Raw genomic sequence first — 16,897 nt, 5'->3', positions numbered from 1 at the left:
CATGGGCGCGACGACCGTCGCGGTGCTCGGATCGACAGGTTCGATCGGCACCCAGACGCTGGAGGTGATGCGCGCTGAGCCGGACCGGTTCCGGGCCATCGCGCTTGGCGCGAACAGCTCGGTGAGCGAGCTCGCGGCGCAGACTGCGGAGTTCAAACCGGCTGCCGTCGGCATCGGCGATCCGAGATTGGTTCGGGAGCTGCGGGCTGCGCTGCCTGCTGGCGTCGAGGTGCTGGCGGGTCCCGACGCATTCGCCGATCTGGCAGGCCGGGCCGACGTCGTCGTGAACGGCATCGTGGGTTTCGCGGGCTTGGGAGTCACGCTGGCAGCACTGCGGGCCGGACGGCGCCTCGCGCTCGCCAACAAGGAGAGCCTCATCGCAGCGGGTCCGCTGGTACAGCCGTTGCGAGTCGTGCCGGGCGCCGAGCTCATTCCGGTCGACAGCGAGCACAGCGCCCTGCACCAGTGCCTCGCCGGCCAAGCCTCGGCGCCGGAGCAGCTGATTCTCACCGGAAGCGGCGGGCCCTTCAGGGGCCGCGGCGCTGCGGCGCTGCGTGAGGTGACAGTCGCAGACGCCTTGGCACACCCCACCTGGTCGATGGGACCCAAGATCACGGTCGATTCGTCGACCCTCATGAACAAGGGCCTCGAGGTCATTGAGGCGCACGAACTGTTCGGGGTGGACTACGACCAGATCGATGTGGTCATCCAACCCCAGTCGGTGATCCACTCGATGGTGACCTTCGCTGATGGCAGCACCGTCGCGCAACTTTCGCTGCCCGATATGCGTCTCCCGATTGGCTACGCCCTGGCCTATCCCGAGCGCATCGGGACACCCTTTGGGGCCGTTGACTGGTCTGCATTGGGGAGCCTCACCTTTGAGCTGCCCGATACCGACACTTTCGGCTGCTTGAACCTTGCCTACGAGGCGGGCCGAACCGGAGGCACCGCCCCGGCGTGGCTCAATGCGGCCAACGAAGAGGCCGTGGCCGCATTCCTGGATGGCCGGCTGCGGTGGCACGAGATCGCCACCGTTATCGACAGCGCGATGCAGCACCATGACGGCGCCGCGGCTGACAGCGTGGACGCCGTGATCGCAGCTGATCGAGCTGGCCGCTGCCGAGCCGCCGACGCAGTGGTGGGAATCCGATCATGAAAGGCCACACCGACGAGCCAGAACCCGCGGCACCAAGCTCGGCGGCGCGCACTGCTCGCTGGATCGTGGGGCTCGTGGCGCTGGTGGTGCTGGCTTGGAGCTACCCGTTCGCCGTAGGTGCCGCAGCGGTGCTTGCCGGTGTGCTGTTCATGCACGAGTTCGGCCATTTCGCGGCCGCTCGTGCCGTCGGGATGAAGGTCACCGACTTCTTTCTGGGCTTCGGCCCCCGTCTGTGGAGCTTCCGACGCGGAGAGACGTCGTTCGGACTGCGCGCGCTGCCGCTCGGGGCATACGTGCGCATCATCGGCATGTCGCGCTCCGAACCCGTGGAACCGGGCGACGAGAGCCGGGCCTACCGCACCCAGACCTATCCGCGCCGGTTGCTGGTCGTGTGCGCCGGCTCGCTCATGCATCTGTGCCTCGCGCTCGTCGCGTTCGGAGTGGTGCATGCAGCGCTCGGCGCGCCGACTCGCGATGGGAACAACTGGCAGGTCGCCGAAGTGGTCACACAGCGAGACGGAGTCACATTCCCGGCGGATGCGGCAGGCATCGAGGCCGGCGACCGCATCGTGAAGTTGAACGGTGCAGCCACCGAGGAATGGGACGTCTTCGTGTCCCAGGTGCAGTCCCGACCCGGCGAGCGGGTGTCGCTGGAGATCGAGCGAGATGGCGTCCTGCGCACCGTAGAGGCAGAGCTGGCAACAGATCCCGGTACTGGGTCAGGGCTCTTGGGTGTTCGGCCCGAGTGGGTCATCGTCTACGAGACCGTCGGTCTGCCGACTGCGGTAGTCCAGGCATTGGTCGACCTTGGGCGCTCAATAGTCGACTCTGTACGAGGCATCTGGGGCTTGTTCGCGAACTTCGGCGACGTTGTCGACCGCATCGTGTCGCCGCCCGGTGATCCTTCGGCGAACAGCAACCTGGGCATGCGTCCATTGGGGGTCTACGGCATCGTGGACCTGGCGTCGGACACATCTTGGGGCTGGTCCGAGCGCGCGCTGATGTTCGCGCTGGTGAACGTCTTCCTCGGTGTGTTCAATATGTTGCCGCTGCCGCCGTTCGACGGAGGTCATGTGGCTGTCGCTACCTATGAACGCTGGCGAGAACGCGGGGGTCGCGGCCGATACTTGATCGATCCGAGCAAACTTGCGCCGCTCGCCACCGTCGTGGTCGCCGCACTCGCACTGCTGGCAGTAGGTCTGCTGTATCTCGATATCGCCAACCCGGTGGACCTGTGACCGGTGGATCTGAGAGAGGTGGCCATGACGCTTGAGTCATCTGGGCGCTACGTCCGGCGCCACACACGCCAAGTGAACGTCGGCTCGGTCGCCGTCGGGGGTGGGGCACCCATTTCTGTGCAGTCGATGACGACGACGAAGACATCGGACGTCGACGGCACGCTCGCCCAGATCTATGCGCTGGCCGGGGCCGGGGCCGACATCGTCCGCTGCACCGCGAACAACGTTGCGGCTGTGGAGGCGCTTGCGCACATCGTTCCCCGCTCGCCCGTGCCCTTGGTGGCCGACATCCACTTCCAGTACCGGCTCGCGCTGGCAGCGCTCGACGCCGGAGTGGCCTGCCTGCGGCTGAATCCAGGCAATATCCGCAAGCCTGACCAGATACGCGCCGTGGCGTCCGAGGCCCGGGACCGCGGCGTCCCGATCCGCATCGGCGTCAACGGCGGGTCCCTCGATCCCGACATCGAGGCGCGATACGGCATGACTCCCGCCGCGCTGGTGGAATCGGCCAAGCGAGAGCTCGCGTACTTCGAAGAGGTGGGATTCGACGACGTCAAGATCTCGGTGAAGGCCAGCGACGTGACGCTGATGGTGGAGTCTTACCGGATGCTCGCCGACGCAGTTGACTTTCCCTTGCATCTCGGCGTCACCGAGGCTGGACCCCCGCCGGCCGGCCTGGTGAAGGCCACCGCTGGCATCGCGACCCTGCTGAACGAGGGCATCGGCGACACCATTCGCTACAGCCTGACGGCCGACCCCGTCCAAGAGGCCACTGCCGGCCAGCAGCTGCTCGGGGCACTCGGACTGCGGGAGCGTTCCGGCACCGATCTTGTTGCCTGCCCTTCGTGCGGCAGGGCGGAGGTGGACGTGATCTCGGTGGCCCAAGAGGCACAAGCAACCTTTGAAGGCTTGGATCTGCCCGTGCAGGTGGCCGTCATGGGTTGCGTGGTGAATGGGCCCGGCGAGGCCCGCAGCGCCGATCTGGGCATAGCAGCAGGCCGCTCGCGCGGTCACCTGTTCGTCAAGGGCCAAGTCGTGGCCGTAGTGCCCGAGGACGAGATGGTCGCGGCTTTGGTGAAGTGGGCCAAGATCGTGGCGGCCGACGGCGTCGAGGCCGCACTTGGGAGAGCCGAGGCCGGCGCCGCAGCAGCAGCTGAAGCTGATCGAGCTGCGCAGGCGAGCGAGCAGGGTGACGATGTCAACCACGCCGCCGAGCGCGTTGCCCTCATTCGGAGCCGCTAGCCGCGCCACATGCGGCCACCACTGACGAGGCTGTTGTCTCGCGCTCTTGTTCGCTGCGCTCACGGGCCGCTCGGGCCCTGGGGCCGCTAGCCGCGCACAAACCCGTCTCCGCAGTCGGGAACCCCACGACCGCACTGGTAGCGTGGGGTCCGCAGGACAGTTTCGGCTGGTCGTGGGCTCTGCGCAAGCGTCCTTGCATGATCCGGTGCAAGCGCCGGTTCCGCAGGCACAGCCCCGAGGGCGGCTGGGGCGACGCGGACAGGGAGGTTGCGATGACTCACACCGCTGCGGCCTCGCGCGCCCCCGCAAGTGCTCACCCCGCCGAAATAGCGGAGCTCGCTGGCCCGGTGGCGACCGAGATCGGCTGTGCCCTTTACGACGTGCAATGGCGAGGCGGGACCCTGGTCGTGCTGGCTTCTGCCATGACCGGGGGCGCCATCGGCGTCGAGGCACTCGGCCGACTGAGCCGCAGGCTGTCCGCGGCTCTCGATGCCGCCGACGTGATCGAGGGCCGGTACGTGCTCGAAGTGTCCAGCCCTGGGCTCGAGCGCAGCTTGCGCCGCCCAGAACATTTTGCAGGTGCTGTCGGCGAGCAGGTGGTGATCCGGACCAGCGAATCGCCGCGGCGGCGTATCGTCGGCGAGATTCTGGAATCCGACCCCTCCGGCGTCTCGGTCCGCGTCGAGGAGATTTCCAGTGGAGAGCAGAGCCACACCCAAGCCCGACCGGATGAGATTGGCCAGATCTTGACGGTGCCATTCAACGACATCGCCAAGGCCCGCACGACATTTGAATGGGGTCCGCGCCCGCGGGGCAAGCCTGCATCGCCCAGCACCCCTCACAGCAAGTCAGGCCCTCGTAGTAAGCCAGGAAGGCAGGGACGATGAACAGCCCCGAGATCATGGAGGCGCTCAAAGCACTCGCCGCCGAGAAGGGCATGAGCACCGAGGTGTTGCTCGAGGCAGTAGCGAACGGCCTCGAATCGGCCTACAAGCGCCGCGAGGGTGCCGCTGAGCAGGCGTACGTCATCATCGACGAGTCGTTCAACATCACGGTCTACGCGCAGGAAGTCGACGAATTGGGAACTGTCTTGCGGGAGTGGGACGACACACCGCACGATCTCGGGCGGATCGTGGCCCAGACCGTCCGGCAGGTCTTGAACCAGCGCATCCGCGAGGTCGAGCGCGACATGAAGTACGACGAGTACGCCGGGCGGGAGGGCGACATCGTCACCGGCATCATCCAGCAGAACGATGCTCGTTACACCCTGCTCGACCTGGGTCGCGTCGAGGCATTGCTGCCCCAATCCGAGCAGGTGCCCTACGAGCGGCCAGAGCCGAACAGCCGCCTCAAGGCATACATCGTGGAGGTGCGCAAGACCGCCAAGGGCCCGCAGATCGTCGTGTCGCGCACGCACCCGGGACTTATTCGTGAGCTGTTCAAGCTGGAGGTCCCCGAAATCTCCGACGGTGTTGTCGAGCTGAAGGCGTGTGCGCGCGAACCCGGCCATCGCACGAAGATCGCTGTGTGGTCGAACGACTCCAACATCGATCCGGTCGGCGCATGCGTCGGGGCCCGCGGCAGCCGCGTCCGTCAGGTCGTGAACGAGCTGCGAGGCGAGAAGATCGACATTGTCCCGTTCTCTGACGACCTCCACGATTTTGTGGCCAAGGCGCTGTCCCCGGCTCGCGTCCGGGAGGTCCGCTTCCACTCCGAACAGGGTGTGGCGGAGGTCATCGTGCCCGACCACCAGCTGTCGCTGGCGATCGGCCGCGAGGGCCAGAACGCTCGCCTGGCGGCCCGGTTGACCGGCTGGCGGATCGACATCAAGAGCGAAACGCAGATTGCCGAGGAGGAGGCCGGCTACTCAGGAGAGGAGTGGGCCGAGGGAGAGTGGGTGACGAACCCGGATACGGGCGAGCAGACCTGGGTTCCTGCTGACGGCGGCGAAGCGATCACAGCAGGCCAGTGGTCCGAGGCAGTCACCGAACAGCAAGAGGTCGACGAGACCGCCGATGGCGCTCCGATTGGTAATGACGCTCCGGTCGGCGATGACGCTCCGATTGGCGATGACGCTCCGATTGGTAATGACGCTCCGGTCGGCGATGACGCTCCGATTGGCGATGGCGCTCCGGTCGGCGATGACGCTCCGATTGGCGATGGCGCCGATGAGACCCCTGCAGAGGCCCACACCGACCCCAGTACGCTTCCATCGGACTCGGCGACGCCCTGAGGCCCATGGCCCGTCTCGCCGCGTCCCCGTTCCATTTCCTGAGTCCTGCTGGGCGCCCCATCAACTTACGACAGAACTCCCGAAAGAAAGACCGACCGCTTGCCGAAGAAAGTTCGCGTTCACGAGCTCTCCAAAGAGCTGGGCATAACGCTCACCGAGGTGCTCGACGTATGCGAGTCGCTGGGCATCGGTGTGAAGACGCACTCGTCCAGCATGGAGGACGCTCAGGCTGACCGCGTCCGGCGTAAGGCCGCACGTGAGGGACTGATTCGTGAAGAATCGAAGCCAAAGGCTCGCAGGACTCGCAAGGCACCCGCGAAGTCCGCCGATGCGGCCGAGCGAGCGCCACAACGTCCAGAGTCCCCAGCGGCGCCCAGATCCACACCAGCCGCTCGTCCGGCTCGCCCGGCCCGGCCCGCCCCGGCCGAATCGAAGCCACGTCCGCAATCTGCGCCCGCCCCGGAGCCCGTTCCGCAGACGCCTGAACCCATTCCTACCGCAGAAGCGCCAGCGCCAACAGGGCCTCGGCCGGCGGCACCAGCCGAGTCCGCACCACCGCTCCCGCCGGAAATGCCGCCGCCGGGCACCCTCCCGCCCGACTTGCCGCCGCCGCGGCGTCTGGTCACTTCAAGCGGCCAAGAATCCGCGCGGCCGGTTCTTCCGCCACTTCAGCGACCGGCGGCTAGAACCGACGAACCGGCGGTGCCTTCGAGACCAGCTCCCTCCGACGCGGCCAACCCAGAACTGCCGCCGCCCCCGTCTCGATTGCCGGTAACTTCGAAGGCTGCCGACGGCCGCGCGATTCCGCCCCCGCCATTGGCGCCTCGCTCGGGTTCGGGCAAGCCGATTCCCCCGCCGCCCGGTCCGCCACGCACCACTCCACGCAGCGGCGGCCCCTACCGCTCGGGTCCCCCTGGCGGGTTCCGCCGTCCAGCGGCCGGTGGCGAGCGTCCCCATGGCGGGCAGCCTGGTGGCGGTCGTCCTCACGCAGGAGCCCCGTCAGCGCCTGGCGGACGCCCAGCGGGTCCGCCTGGTGCACGCCCGGGAGGTCCGCGTGGTGCACCACGCGGCGCCCGCGGGCGCCCTCGCCGTCGCCGCCGTCGCCAGCGCGAGGAATTGCAGCCCCAGCAGCTCACCGCCTACACGCCGATCGACGCACCCGTTCCCGAAGGCGAGATCGTCATCGAGCGGGGTTCGACGGCCCAGGAGGTCGCCGCCCGTCTGAATCGCTCCGCCGCCGACATCGTCCGGTTCCTGCTGCAACAGGGCGAGATGGTGACCGCTACGCAGTCGCTGAGCGACGACATGATCGAGTTGTTCGCTGTCGAACTCGACGCTGAAGTGCGTATCACCGAGCCCGGCGCCGAGCAGGAAGAGGAGCTGCTGCGGGCCCTCGAGGTCGACCTTTCTGAAGCCGAAGGGCAGACTCGCCCGCCGGTGGTCACCGTCATGGGCCACGTCGACCACGGCAAGACACTGCTGCTCGACCGCATTCGTTCCTCCAACGTTGTCGAAGGCGAGGCGGGTGGCATTACCCAGCACATCGGCGCGTATCAGACCTCTCGCGGCGATTACCGAATCACGTTCATCGACACGCCGGGCCACGAGGCGTTCACGGCGATGCGGGCCCGGGGAGCGCAGGCCACCGACGTTGTCGTGCTGGTCGTGGCGGCTGATGACGGTGTCATGCCGCAGACTGCCGAAGCCATCGATCACGCACATGCGGCCGATGTGCCGATCATCGTTGCCATCAACAAGATGGACCGTCCCGGCGCCGACGCCGACCGGGTGCGCGCCCAGCTCGCGGAACGGGGCCTCGTGCCCGAGTCCTACGGCGGCGAAGTGATCACCGTTCCTATGTCGGCCATGTCCGGCGAGGGCATCGACGAACTGCTCGACCGGATCTTGCTCGTCGCAGAGCTCGAGGAGCTCACTGCCGAATCATCGGGCCGGGCTGTCGGAATCGTGCTGGAGGCCCATCTCGACCGCGGCCGGGGTCCGGTCGCGACGGTGCTGGTGCAACGGGGCACCCTGCGTGTCGGCGAACCGATGGTTGCTGGCGCGGCTTGGGGCCGCGTGCGTGCCATGACCGACGATCGCGGTGCTCCGCTGCGCGAGGCGGGTCCGTCCACACCAGTGGAGGTGCTCGGCCTCGGCGAGGTTGCACGTGCAGGCGACCTGTTCGTCGTCGCCCCCGACGAGAAGACCGCAGGCAAGGTGGCCGAGACCCGCGAGCATTGGCAGCGCCAGGCCAGCTTGGCCGGCACTGCTGGCGGGAGCGGCGGCGGCGCGAAGCTGGAGGACATCTTCAGGCAGGTGCAGGCTGGCGAGACGACCACACTCAACCTCGTGCTCAAGGCCGATGTGCACGGTTCGCTCGAGGCAGTGACCGACAGTCTGCGCAAGCTCGAGCGCGACGACGTGAAGCTCTCCTTCGTCAGCCGTGGCGTCGGCGGGATCAACGAGAACGATGTGCAGCTCGCCGCGGCCTCCGAGGCCACGATCATCGGCTTCAACGTGCGCCCGGACCGCAACGCGCGCCAGACAGCCGAGACCGAGGGCGTCGAAATCCGGCTGTACGAGATCATTTACGATCTCATCGAAGACGTGCAAAACGCCATGGTCGGCCTGCTCGAGCCCGAGTTCGAGGAAATCGTGGTGGGCGAGGCGCAGGTGCGCCAGGTCTTCCGCATCTCAGGCGTCGGGCCTGTGGCTGGCTGCGTCGTTGACCACGGGAACGTGCGCAGCGGCGCCAAGGTCAGGTTCCTGCGCGACGGCACGATCATCTGGAAGGGATCGGTCAAGTCGTTGCGGCACTTCCAAGACGACGTCGCCGAGGTGTCCGCGGGCATGGAGTGCGGTATCGGTCTGAGCGACTTCACCGACTTGAAGGAAGGCGACGTGATCGAGACGTATACCGAACGCGAGATCGCCCGCGTCGCCTGAGGGAGCGCTCACCCGATGGCTCGTCGCCCCCGTCGCCGGCGACACTCGATGCCGACTGCGCACCAGTACGAGCGAACCGACCGCGTCGCCCAGTTGGTGCGCAGCGTCGTGGCCTCGCAGATGGAACGGCTCGACGAGGTGTTCGACGGCATTGTGATCACCGGTGTGGACGTTGATCGCGAGCTGAGTGTCGCAGTGGTGCACTACGACGTGCGCGATCAGGAATCCGAGGCGGCGGCGGCTGCGGCGTTCGATCAGCACCATCACCGCCTTCAGCGAGCCTTGGGCGACCAGACCAGCTTGAGGCGCACACCGGCGCTCCGCTTTCGCCGGGACCAGGGGCCTATCAACGCCGAGAGGATCGAAGACCTGCTGGCCGGCTTGTCCGGCGAGCCCGATGAGGCGCAGGTCTCCGATATCGCCGCTGAGCGGGACGACGAAACCTGACAGCCATGGCACGGCGCCGTCCAGCGACCACCCATGGCGCCGTCATCGTCGACAAGCCGCCGGGACCCACTTCGCACGACGTGGTGGGCATGCTGCGGCGCCGCTTCGGCGAGAGACGCATCGGCCACGCCGGCACGCTCGACCCGTCCGCGACGGGGGTTCTCGTGATTGGCATCGGCAATGCGACCCGGTTGCTGCGATTCGCCACCGCCTCCCACAAGAGCTACGAGTGCGAGATCGTGTTCGGCGTCGAGACCAGCACCCTCGATGCCGCCGGCGAGCCGGTCACGACCTGGCACATGGACCTGGATCCGGCCGAAGTTGGCGCTGCCGCTGCGGGCTTCATCGGCGCGATTTCGCAGCTGCCGCCGATGGTGTCTGCAGTGCGCGTCGGAGGCCGCCGCTTGCACGAGATCGCCCGCTCGGGGCAGACCGCAGAACGCGCTCCACGCGATGTCGAGGTGTATCGCTTCAAAGTGGAGCCCTCCGACGACCCGCTCGTCTACCGGGCCGTGGTCGACTGTTCCGCCGGCACCTATGTGAGAACTCTCGGTGCCGACTTGGGTACTGCGCTGGGAGGCGGGGCGCATATTCGAGCGCTGCGGCGCACGCGCAGCGGCTCGTTCACGCTGTCCGAGGCGGGTCCCCCGACCGAGGCCGAACTGCGAACGCCCCTCGAGCTGGTGCGGGATCTGGTGCAGATTCTCGTGTCCGATTCAGAGGCAATTCAGGCTAGAAGCGGTGTCCATCTCGTGGACGCTCGCTACGACGGCTCCGGTCCGTGGGCGCTGGTCGACCCCACAGGAGCGCTCGTGGCCGTGCATGAGCGCGTCGACGGGCGACTGCGTGCCACGGTCTTGCCGTCGTGATCCCGTAGTGATCGCGTCGTGATCCCGTCGTGATCCCGTAGTGATCCCGTCGTGATCCCGCAGTGATCCTGCAGTGATCCCGTCGTGATCCCGCAGTGATCCTGCAGTGATCCCGTCGTGATCCCGCAGCGATCCCGCAGTGATCTCTGGGCGGGCGGACTCGCACGGGCCCGGCGTGAGAGGGCGCCCCAATAGGCACACCGCCCGCGGTCGAACCCATTGCTTCCCGCTCTTGTTCGCTGTGCTCACGGGCCGCTCGGGCCACGGCTTCGCCCATCGGCTCAGCCTCTGAGTAGCGTTGCGCGCATGGAGGTCATCCGCGACTTGGATTGGTGTCCGGTGCTCGACCACGGCAGCGTCGCGACGGTGGGGGAGTACGACGGCGTCCACCGCGGGCACCGCACGGTGATCTCAGAGATGCATCGTCTGGCCGCCGAGCGGGGTTGCGCCACAGCGGTCGTGACCTTCGACCGTCACCCCGCCACCGTGGTGCGACCGGAATCGGCACCGCCGCTGCTGTGCAATCTCGGCCACAAGCTGGAGCTGCTGGCCGAGACCGGCGTCGACTTCACGCTCGTTGTCACCTTCGACGAGGCGCAGGCAGCGGTTCCCGCCGAGCAGTTCGCCCACGAGATCCTCGTCAACTGCCTGTCCGCTCGTGCCGTGGTGGTCGGTGCGGATTTCCATTTCGGCAAGGGACGCCGAGGCAACATCGAGACGCTGCGACAAGTCGGCGCCGAGTACGGCTACGAGGTGGTCGGGCTTCCGCTGGTGAAGCAGATGACCGGCGACGGCGACATCATCTCGTCCACGTCGATCCGCGAGGCACTTGCTGCTGGCGATGTGGAGCGAGCGCACCGGCTGCTCGGTCGGCCGTTCGAGGTGCGCGGGGTCGTCACCCTCGGCGACCGTCGCGGCCGCCAGATCGGGGTGCCCACGGCGAACCTGCCCACGACCCCGGACCTGCAGATTCCTGCCGATGGTGTCTACGCCGCCTGGTACGTGCGACCTGATGGAGCGCAATACCCGGCTGCAGTCAACATCGGCCGCCGGCCGACGTTCTATGAGTTCGCAGAGCGTTCGCTGATCGAAGCGCACCTGATCGGCTTCCGCGGCGACCTCTACGACGAGACGGCCAAGCTGCGCTTCGTCCGCAGGCTGCGGCCCGAACGGCGCTTCGACGGCATCGATGAATTGAAGACCCAGCTTCGCCGCGACATCGAAGACGCGGCCAAGTGTTTGCACACTTGAGGTCCCGGATCATCTGAGTTCGATCCGCCGCCAGACCTGCAGACCTGAGCCGGTCGCGGCAACGCGCGAGCGCAAAGAGTCGTGCAGACGGCGGGCGCGGATATCGCGCAGCGCTGCGAGGGTGTTGGCGGTGGGCTTGCGGATGCTCCACGGACATCAACCCACCACACGTATCCGGATACAGAACTAGGAGTCTGCTGAGCAAGTCCTGAATCGGTGACATCACAGTGACAAAACCGCAGGTCAGAGGCTTGCTGCAATGGCCGAAACCAAATAAATCAGCAGTCCCCTAGCGCCGTGTCAGGCAACGTTTGCGTGGGTGACCTTGTCTTGAGTCAAGGAGTTCAGCCAAGGAGTTGAGTCAAGGAATTCAGCCAAGGAGTTGAGCCAAGGAGTTCAGCCAAGGAGTTCAGCCAAGGAGTTGAGCCAAGGAGTTGAGCCAAGGAGTTGAGCTAGCCGCTCGCTGACCCCCGAAACGAACTGGGTGGCAGTCTCGCGCCGTAGGTGTGGGTGGTGTCGGTGTGGGCAGCGGTTGGTTGCTGTCATGGCGGCTCGGTTCCCTGGGTTCGGCTGTCGGTACCACTGCGGGTGGTATCGGTGCGGGGTTTGGTGGTGCGTCGGCGGGTGGCGTCGTCCCTGTCGCTCGCAGCGCTGGCAGCGTCGGTGTGGGTGGTGTCGGTGTGGGTGGTGTCGGTGTGGGCAGCGGTTGGTTGCTGTCATGGCGGCTCGGTTCCCTGGGTTCGGCTGTCGGTACCACTGCGGGTGGTATCGGTGCGGGGTTTGGTGGTGCGTCGGCGGGTGGTGTCGTCCCTGTCGCTCGCAGCGCTGGCAGCGTTCGCGCGGGTGGTGCCACTGCGGCTGGTGCCGGTGTTGTTGTCGGTGCGGGGTTTGGCGGCCCATTGCCGGGTGGCGTGGTGTTGGTGGAGGCGTTGGTTGTTGTTGTGGAGCTTGTCGTGGCAGTCGCCGCACAGGGCGGCGAGGTTCGGAATATCGGTGGTGCCGTTGTCGGCTTGCCATTCGTCGATGTGGTGGTCGTTGCAGCGGTGCATGGGGGCGCGGCACAGCACGCAGCCGCGGTCGCGTATGGCGATGGCAAGACGTTGGGCGACGCTGGCGAGGCGGCGGCTGCGTCCGAGCCATAGCGGTTGTCCGGCTGTGTTGAACAGTGCGCCGCTGATGCGTGTGTCGGGTGAGAGCTGGTTGAGGATCGAAGGGGGCACCGGTCCAGCGCCGAGCATGTCGCAGCGTCCGTCGGGCTTGGTGCCGTCGATGACGCCGATCTCGGCGACGATGATGAGCTGGTTGGGTGCCTGGGCGGCCCGCCACCGCTCGATCGAACGTCCCGCCGGCCGCTCCACGACAGCACCGCTGCCGCGGGCGGGTCCGGCGCGGTCGTCGCCCCGGTGCGGTTCGGCATCGCCGTGGTGGCCGTGGCCAGTAACGCTGAGGACATCGTGTTCGGCATTGCTGGTGTGGTCGGGTGCGGCGCGGTCGTCGCGCCGGTGCGGTTCGGTATCGCCGTGGTGGCCGTGGCCGTTAACGCTGAGGACATCGTGTTCGGCATTGCTGGTGTGGTCGGGTGCGGCGCGGTCGTCGCCTCGGTCCGGTTCGGCATCGCCGCGGTCGGGTGTGGCGCGGTCGTCGCCCCGGTCGTGTGCGGCATTGCTGGTGTGGTCGGGTGCGGTGTTGGGCGCTTGGGCTGCGGGGTGTTCGATGGTGGCCAGGGCGTTGCGGTCGGTGAGGATCTCGAACACGCTGTCAGCGAGGCGCTGGCGGTTGTCGCGCACTTGGCGCGGGGTTCCGTCGCGTCCACCGTCGAGGCGCCACAGAGCGTCGTTGTAGTTCTCGACTGCTTGTTGCACCAATGCGAAACTGACCGGGTCGAACTTCGCGTTGAGGACCCCATGCCGGTGCGCTCGTCGATGAACAGCGCCGCGCTGCGCTCAGAGAGTGTCAGATCCTCTGTGTAAGGGGGTTGGTCTGAGAGTGTCGTGTCGGTGATGGATGCCGAGGCGACAGGAAGGACCGCAATGACTGAGAATTATCGAGAGAGGCTGCCGGCGAGGCCGGCGGCGGACACGACGCCGCTGGTGCCTGAGGGGGCGCTGGACGCGGTGATGGAACGCGTCCGCGCCGAGGGCGCCGAGCTGCTGGGCGCGGACGGGCTTTTGACCCAGCTCACCAAGGCGGTGCTCGAGCGGGCGCTCGCGGAGGAGCTGACCGATCATCTGGGCTATGAGAAGGGCGACCCTGCGGGAGCGGGGTCGGGCAACTCGCGCAACGGCGTCACGCCCAAGCGGGTGCACACCGGCGTCGGCACCGTGGATGTGGACGCTCCCCGGGACCGCAACGGCTCCTTTGAGCCTCGGATCGTGCCCAAGGGAACATCGCGCCTGGAAGGGTTCGACGACAAGATCATCGCCTTGTACGCCAGGGGCATGACCGTGCGCGACGTGGCGGCCCATCTGGCCGAGATCTACGGCGTGGAGGTGTCCCATGACCTGATCAGCCGTGTCACCGACGGGGTGTTCGACGAGCTCGAGGCGTGGCGCAGCCGGCCCCTCGATGCTGTCTATCCGATCATCTTCATCGACGCGCTGAACGTGAAGATCCGCGACGGCCACGTCGCCAACCGGCCCGCCTATCTCGCCGTGGGCGTCGATCTCGACGGCCGCAAGCATGTGCTGGGCATCTGGATCGGCGACAGCGACGGCGAGGGCGCCAAGTACTGGCTGGGGGTGCTCACCGAGCTGCGCAACCGAGGCGTCCAAGACGTGCTGATCGTGTGCTGCGACGGCCTGCGAGGCCTCCCCGACGCGATCGAGGCGACCTGGCCCGCGGCCACCGTGCAGACCTGCGTGGTGCACCTGCTTCGAGCCTCGCACCGCTACGTCACCTGGAACGACCGCAAACAAGTCGCCAAGGAACTGCGGCCCGTGTACGCCGCCGTCGACGCCCAAGCCGCCGAGGCGGCGCTCGATGAGTTCGAAGCCGGCATCGGCGCCAGATACCCCGCCGTGGTCAGCCTGTGGCGGTCGAGCTGGGAACAGTTCATCCCGTTCCTGGACTACCCCCCAGAAGCCCGCCGGGTCATCTACACCACCAACATGATCGAGTCCATCAACCGCCAGCTCAGAAAGGTCACCAAGAACCGAGGGCACTTCCCCAACGAGCAAGCCGCCCTCAAACTGCTCTACCTCGCCGTGAGGAACATCACCACCAACAGAGGAGGACCACAAGGAACAGGAACCATCGGATGGAAACGCTGCTTGAACCAGCTCGCCGTCCGCTACCCAGGACGACTCCCGCTCACCTAAAATGACCAACCGACCGGCCCGCTTACACAGAACATCGGACACTCCCTGCGCTCACGGCGCTGACGATCCAGCACCGTGCGCACGGAATCGGGATCGTGACGGGCTGCGAAGTCTTGGGCGTCGCGGCGCAGCACCTCGGGCGCGACCTGCGCGGCAGCTTCGAGCAGTTCGACGGCGGTGTCGACAGCTTCGGGGCTAGTGCGCCGCGCAGCCTCGGCGAGCACCTCGACGTGCTCTGGGGTCAGATCGCCCACCGACAGGCCGCGTGCCACATTGGGCATCCGGGCCAACTGCTCGCTGACCTCGGCGGTGCGCTTGGCGTTGCGGGAGCCAAGACGCGCCCGGTCGCGCAGCGCTGTGCGGCCCGACCCTGCGCGTTTGGCTTCCAGCGCAGCGGTCGCGCCCAAGAGCAGCGCTTGGGTCACCGATCGCAAACGCGCCGTTGCGGCGATGACCTGCTTCAGCGTCTCGCTGCTCTCGCCGCACAACGACACCTGCGACGCCGCAGCGACCACCTCACGAGCCCCGCACAACACCGACAACACCGACCCGCCCCCCAATAACGGCGCGGCTGGTGACAGCAGATCGGCAGGGTGCGCCGAAGCGGTCGGCGACCGCAGTTCGTTCAGTGATGGTGGCTCGGATGGTGGGACCGGCGCGGCTGGTGACAGCAGCTCGGCAGGGTGCACCGACACAGCCGACACAGCCGACACTGTCATAGCTGGGTCGCTCTCCGGCATCAAGCCGGACGGCATTCCGGCCGTCAGATCGCTGCAAACGTTCGTGCGCTTCATGACAATCACTGTAAACAGGCGGTGTGACAGTCATGATGGGAGGGTCAGCGGTCGGGCCCGGGTGTGACCCTGGGTGTGACGGGCCCTGTGCCTTGTTCGTGATCTGTCGGCTTGGTGTCTCGGCTGCTGGCGCGCACCGACCGGTCGGGCGGACGTGACCTCATAGGAGCCTTGGAGAACACCTTGACTGTCCTGTCCGCCGTCCCGGCCGATGGTGCCTGACTGACCCAGACGGGAGAAAGGCAGGGGTTCATCATGGCTGATCAGCCAGTCGGCGTCTACGGGGGCGTCGACACTCACAAGGAGGTCCACGTCGCTGCGGCGGCCGACCAGACGGGCCGGGTGCTCGCAACGGCATCGTTCGGGGCGGACCCGGCGGGATATCGCCGGCTCGCAGAGTGGCTGGGGTCGTTCGGGCCGCTGGTGCGCGTCGGCGTGGAGGGCACCGGCTCCTATGGGGCGGGGCTGACGCGTTATCTGGTCGGCTCGGGCGTCGAGGTGGTCGAGGTGAACCGGCCGAACCGTCAGACGCGTCGCCGCCGCGGCAAGTCCGATGTCGTCGACGCCGAGGCCGCGGCCCGCGCTGCGCTCAGCGGTGAGGCGGCCACCGCTCCCAAGGGCAGCGACGGGATCGTGGAGTCGATCCGGGCGATCCGGGTCGCGTTGTGCTCGACGCGTGCCCATCGCACCCGCATCTCCAATCAGATCCGCGATCTCATCGTCACCGCTCCCGACCGGCTGCGCAGCGCCCTGGAGCCGCTCACCACTGCGCAGCGGGCGGCTCGGTGCGCCCGGTTCCGTCCCGACGACCCCGCCCAGCCCGCCGAGGCGGCAAAGATCGCTTTGCGCACCCTGGCCCGCCAATACCAGACCCTCGACGCCGACCTCGCCGAGCTGCGCCGCCATCTCGACAAGCTCACCAGCACCGCCAACCCGGCGCTGCGAGCCGCCAAAGGCATCGGCACCGACACGGCGTCGATCCTGCTCATCACCGCCGGCGACAACCCCGCCCGGCTCACCACCGAAGCGTCGTTCGCAGCGCTGTGCGGCGCATCACCCGTCGAGGCGTCCTCAGGCAAGACCACCCGCCACCGCCTCAACCCCGGCGGGAACCGCCAGGCCAACCACGCCCTGTGGCGCATCGCCATGGTCCGCCTCGCCACCTGCCCCCGAACACGCGCCTATGCCCAAAGACGCCAAACAGAAGGCAAATCACGCCGCGAGATCATCCGATGCCTCAAGCGCTACATCGCCCGAGAAGTCTTCGCCCTGCTCGCCGACCCCCACCAGGCCACCCACACAGACGACCCAGGCGAGCTGCGACACCGACGACAAGCAGCAGGCCTCAGCCTCGCCCACGCCGCCCACCAGCTCAACACGTGGCCCGCAACCGTCTCCATGATC

At 67.3% G+C, this 16,897-nt stretch carries 12 protein-coding genes and 2 pseudogenes; 12 read left to right on the top strand and 2 right to left on the bottom strand.

Annotated elements, in window-relative coordinates; genetic code table 11:
- Position 1 precedes the first annotated feature (1 nt).
- From dxr to ACOCMM_RS14360, 10 genes and pseudogenes are all read left to right on the top strand, one after another.
- Entirely contained in the window at positions 2-1,156 is a 1,155-nt protein-coding gene (dxr, locus tag ACOCMM_RS14405) for a 1-deoxy-D-xylulose-5-phosphate reductoisomerase (protein ID WP_419553826.1), read from the top strand.
- Positions 1,153-2,394, top strand: coding sequence for a M50 family metallopeptidase (locus ACOCMM_RS14400; RefSeq protein ID WP_419553825.1), 1,242 nt, complete (start codon positions 1,153-1,155; stop codon positions 2,392-2,394). Before dxr ends, ACOCMM_RS14400 begins: the two co-directional genes overlap by 4 nt.
- Before the next feature lie 24 nt (positions 2,395-2,418).
- The gene (gene ispG, locus ACOCMM_RS14395) at positions 2,419-3,636 is read left to right on the top strand and encodes a flavodoxin-dependent (E)-4-hydroxy-3-methylbut-2-enyl-diphosphate synthase (protein WP_419553824.1); all 1,218 of its coding nucleotides are present in this window, start codon (positions 2,419-2,421) and stop codon (positions 3,634-3,636) included.
- A gap of 197 nt (positions 3,637-3,833) precedes the next feature.
- Entirely contained in the window at positions 3,834-4,523 is a 690-nt protein-coding gene (gene rimP, locus ACOCMM_RS14390; RefSeq protein WP_419553823.1) for a ribosome maturation factor RimP, read from the top strand.
- Positions 4,520-5,869, top strand: a complete 1,350-nt coding sequence (nusA, locus tag ACOCMM_RS14385) for a transcription termination factor NusA (RefSeq protein WP_419553822.1) — start codon at positions 4,520-4,522, stop codon at positions 5,867-5,869. Before rimP ends, nusA begins: the two co-directional genes overlap by 4 nt.
- Before the next feature lie 99 nt (positions 5,870-5,968).
- A pseudogene (locus tag ACOCMM_RS14380) lies at positions 5,969-6,106 on the top strand (translation initiation factor IF-2 N-terminal domain-containing protein); the annotation flags it as partial.
- A gap of 879 nt (positions 6,107-6,985) precedes the next feature.
- Positions 6,986-8,815, top strand: coding sequence for a translation initiation factor IF-2 (gene infB / locus ACOCMM_RS14375; RefSeq protein ID WP_419554889.1), 1,830 nt, complete (start codon positions 6,986-6,988; stop codon positions 8,813-8,815).
- A gap of 48 nt (positions 8,816-8,863) precedes the next feature.
- Positions 8,864-9,262: a ribosome-binding factor A gene (locus ACOCMM_RS14370; RefSeq protein ID WP_419553821.1), complete on the top strand. Its 399-nt coding sequence runs from the start codon at positions 8,864-8,866 to the stop codon at positions 9,260-9,262.
- Between the two features lie 5 nt (positions 9,263-9,267).
- Positions 9,268-10,131: a tRNA pseudouridine(55) synthase TruB gene (gene truB, locus ACOCMM_RS14365; protein ID WP_419553820.1), complete on the top strand. Its 864-nt coding sequence runs from the start codon at positions 9,268-9,270 to the stop codon at positions 10,129-10,131.
- Positions 10,132-10,437: 306 nt separating this feature from the next.
- Positions 10,438-11,382 (top strand): bifunctional riboflavin kinase/FAD synthetase, encoded by a 945-nt coding sequence (locus ACOCMM_RS14360; RefSeq protein WP_419553819.1) that lies wholly within the window; start codon positions 10,438-10,440, stop codon positions 11,380-11,382.
- Between the two features lie 716 nt (positions 11,383-12,098).
- Here ACOCMM_RS14360 and ACOCMM_RS14355 read toward each other — a convergent pair.
- Positions 12,099-13,244 carry an HNH endonuclease signature motif containing protein gene (locus tag ACOCMM_RS14355; RefSeq protein ID WP_419553818.1) on the bottom strand — a complete coding sequence of 382 codons (1,146 nt, stop codon included), beginning with the start codon at positions 13,242-13,244 and terminating at the stop codon, positions 12,099-12,101.
- 168 nt (positions 13,245-13,412) lie between these two features.
- Between ACOCMM_RS14355 and ACOCMM_RS14350 the strand changes: the two genes are divergently transcribed.
- Positions 13,413-14,699: an IS256 family transposase gene (locus tag ACOCMM_RS14350; RefSeq protein WP_419551533.1), complete on the top strand. Its 1,287-nt coding sequence runs from the start codon at positions 13,413-13,415 to the stop codon at positions 14,697-14,699.
- Here ACOCMM_RS14350 and ACOCMM_RS14345 read toward each other — a convergent pair.
- Entirely contained in the window at positions 14,696-15,493 is a 798-nt protein-coding gene (locus ACOCMM_RS14345; protein ID WP_419553817.1) for a DUF222 domain-containing protein, read from the bottom strand. The genes ACOCMM_RS14350 and ACOCMM_RS14345 overlap by 4 nt on opposite strands.
- A 255-nt stretch (positions 15,494-15,748) precedes the next feature.
- On the opposite strand from ACOCMM_RS14345, the pseudogene ACOCMM_RS14340 reads away from it, so the two are divergent.
- A pseudogene (locus ACOCMM_RS14340) lies at positions 15,749-16,786 on the top strand (IS110 family transposase); the annotation flags it as partial.
- Positions 16,787-16,897 lie beyond the last annotated feature (111 nt).

The organism is Candidatus Poriferisodalis sp. (assembly GCF_965198245.1).
GTDB lineage: Bacteria > Actinomycetota > Acidimicrobiia > Acidimicrobiales > Poriferisodalaceae > Poriferisodalis.
The sequence above is the reverse complement of the archived record's forward strand: the minus strand, read 5'-3'. Positions and strand labels throughout refer to the sequence as shown.

Coding starts and splice junctions, on each gene's coding strand:
- dxr (WP_419553826.1), top strand. CDS start 2: ATGGGCGCGACGACCGTCGCGGTGCTCGGATCGACAGGTTCGATCGGC.
- ACOCMM_RS14400 (WP_419553825.1), top strand. CDS start 1,153: ATGAAAGGCCACACCGACGAGCCAGAACCCGCGGCACCAAGCTCGGCG.
- ispG (WP_419553824.1), top strand. CDS start 2,419: ATGACGCTTGAGTCATCTGGGCGCTACGTCCGGCGCCACACACGCCAA.
- rimP (WP_419553823.1), top strand. CDS start 3,834: ATGATCCGGTGCAAGCGCCGGTTCCGCAGGCACAGCCCCGAGGGCGGC.
- nusA (WP_419553822.1), top strand. CDS start 4,520: ATGAACAGCCCCGAGATCATGGAGGCGCTCAAAGCACTCGCCGCCGAG.
- ACOCMM_RS14370 (WP_419553821.1), top strand. CDS start 8,864: ATGCCGACTGCGCACCAGTACGAGCGAACCGACCGCGTCGCCCAGTTG.
- truB (WP_419553820.1), top strand. CDS start 9,268: ATGGCACGGCGCCGTCCAGCGACCACCCATGGCGCCGTCATCGTCGAC.
- ACOCMM_RS14360 (WP_419553819.1), top strand. CDS start 10,438: ATGGAGGTCATCCGCGACTTGGATTGGTGTCCGGTGCTCGACCACGGC.
- ACOCMM_RS14350 (WP_419551533.1), top strand. CDS start 13,413: ATGACTGAGAATTATCGAGAGAGGCTGCCGGCGAGGCCGGCGGCGGAC.
- ACOCMM_RS14345 (WP_419553817.1), bottom strand. CDS start 15,493: ATGAAGCGCACGAACGTTTGCAGCGATCTGACGGCCGGAATGCCGTCC.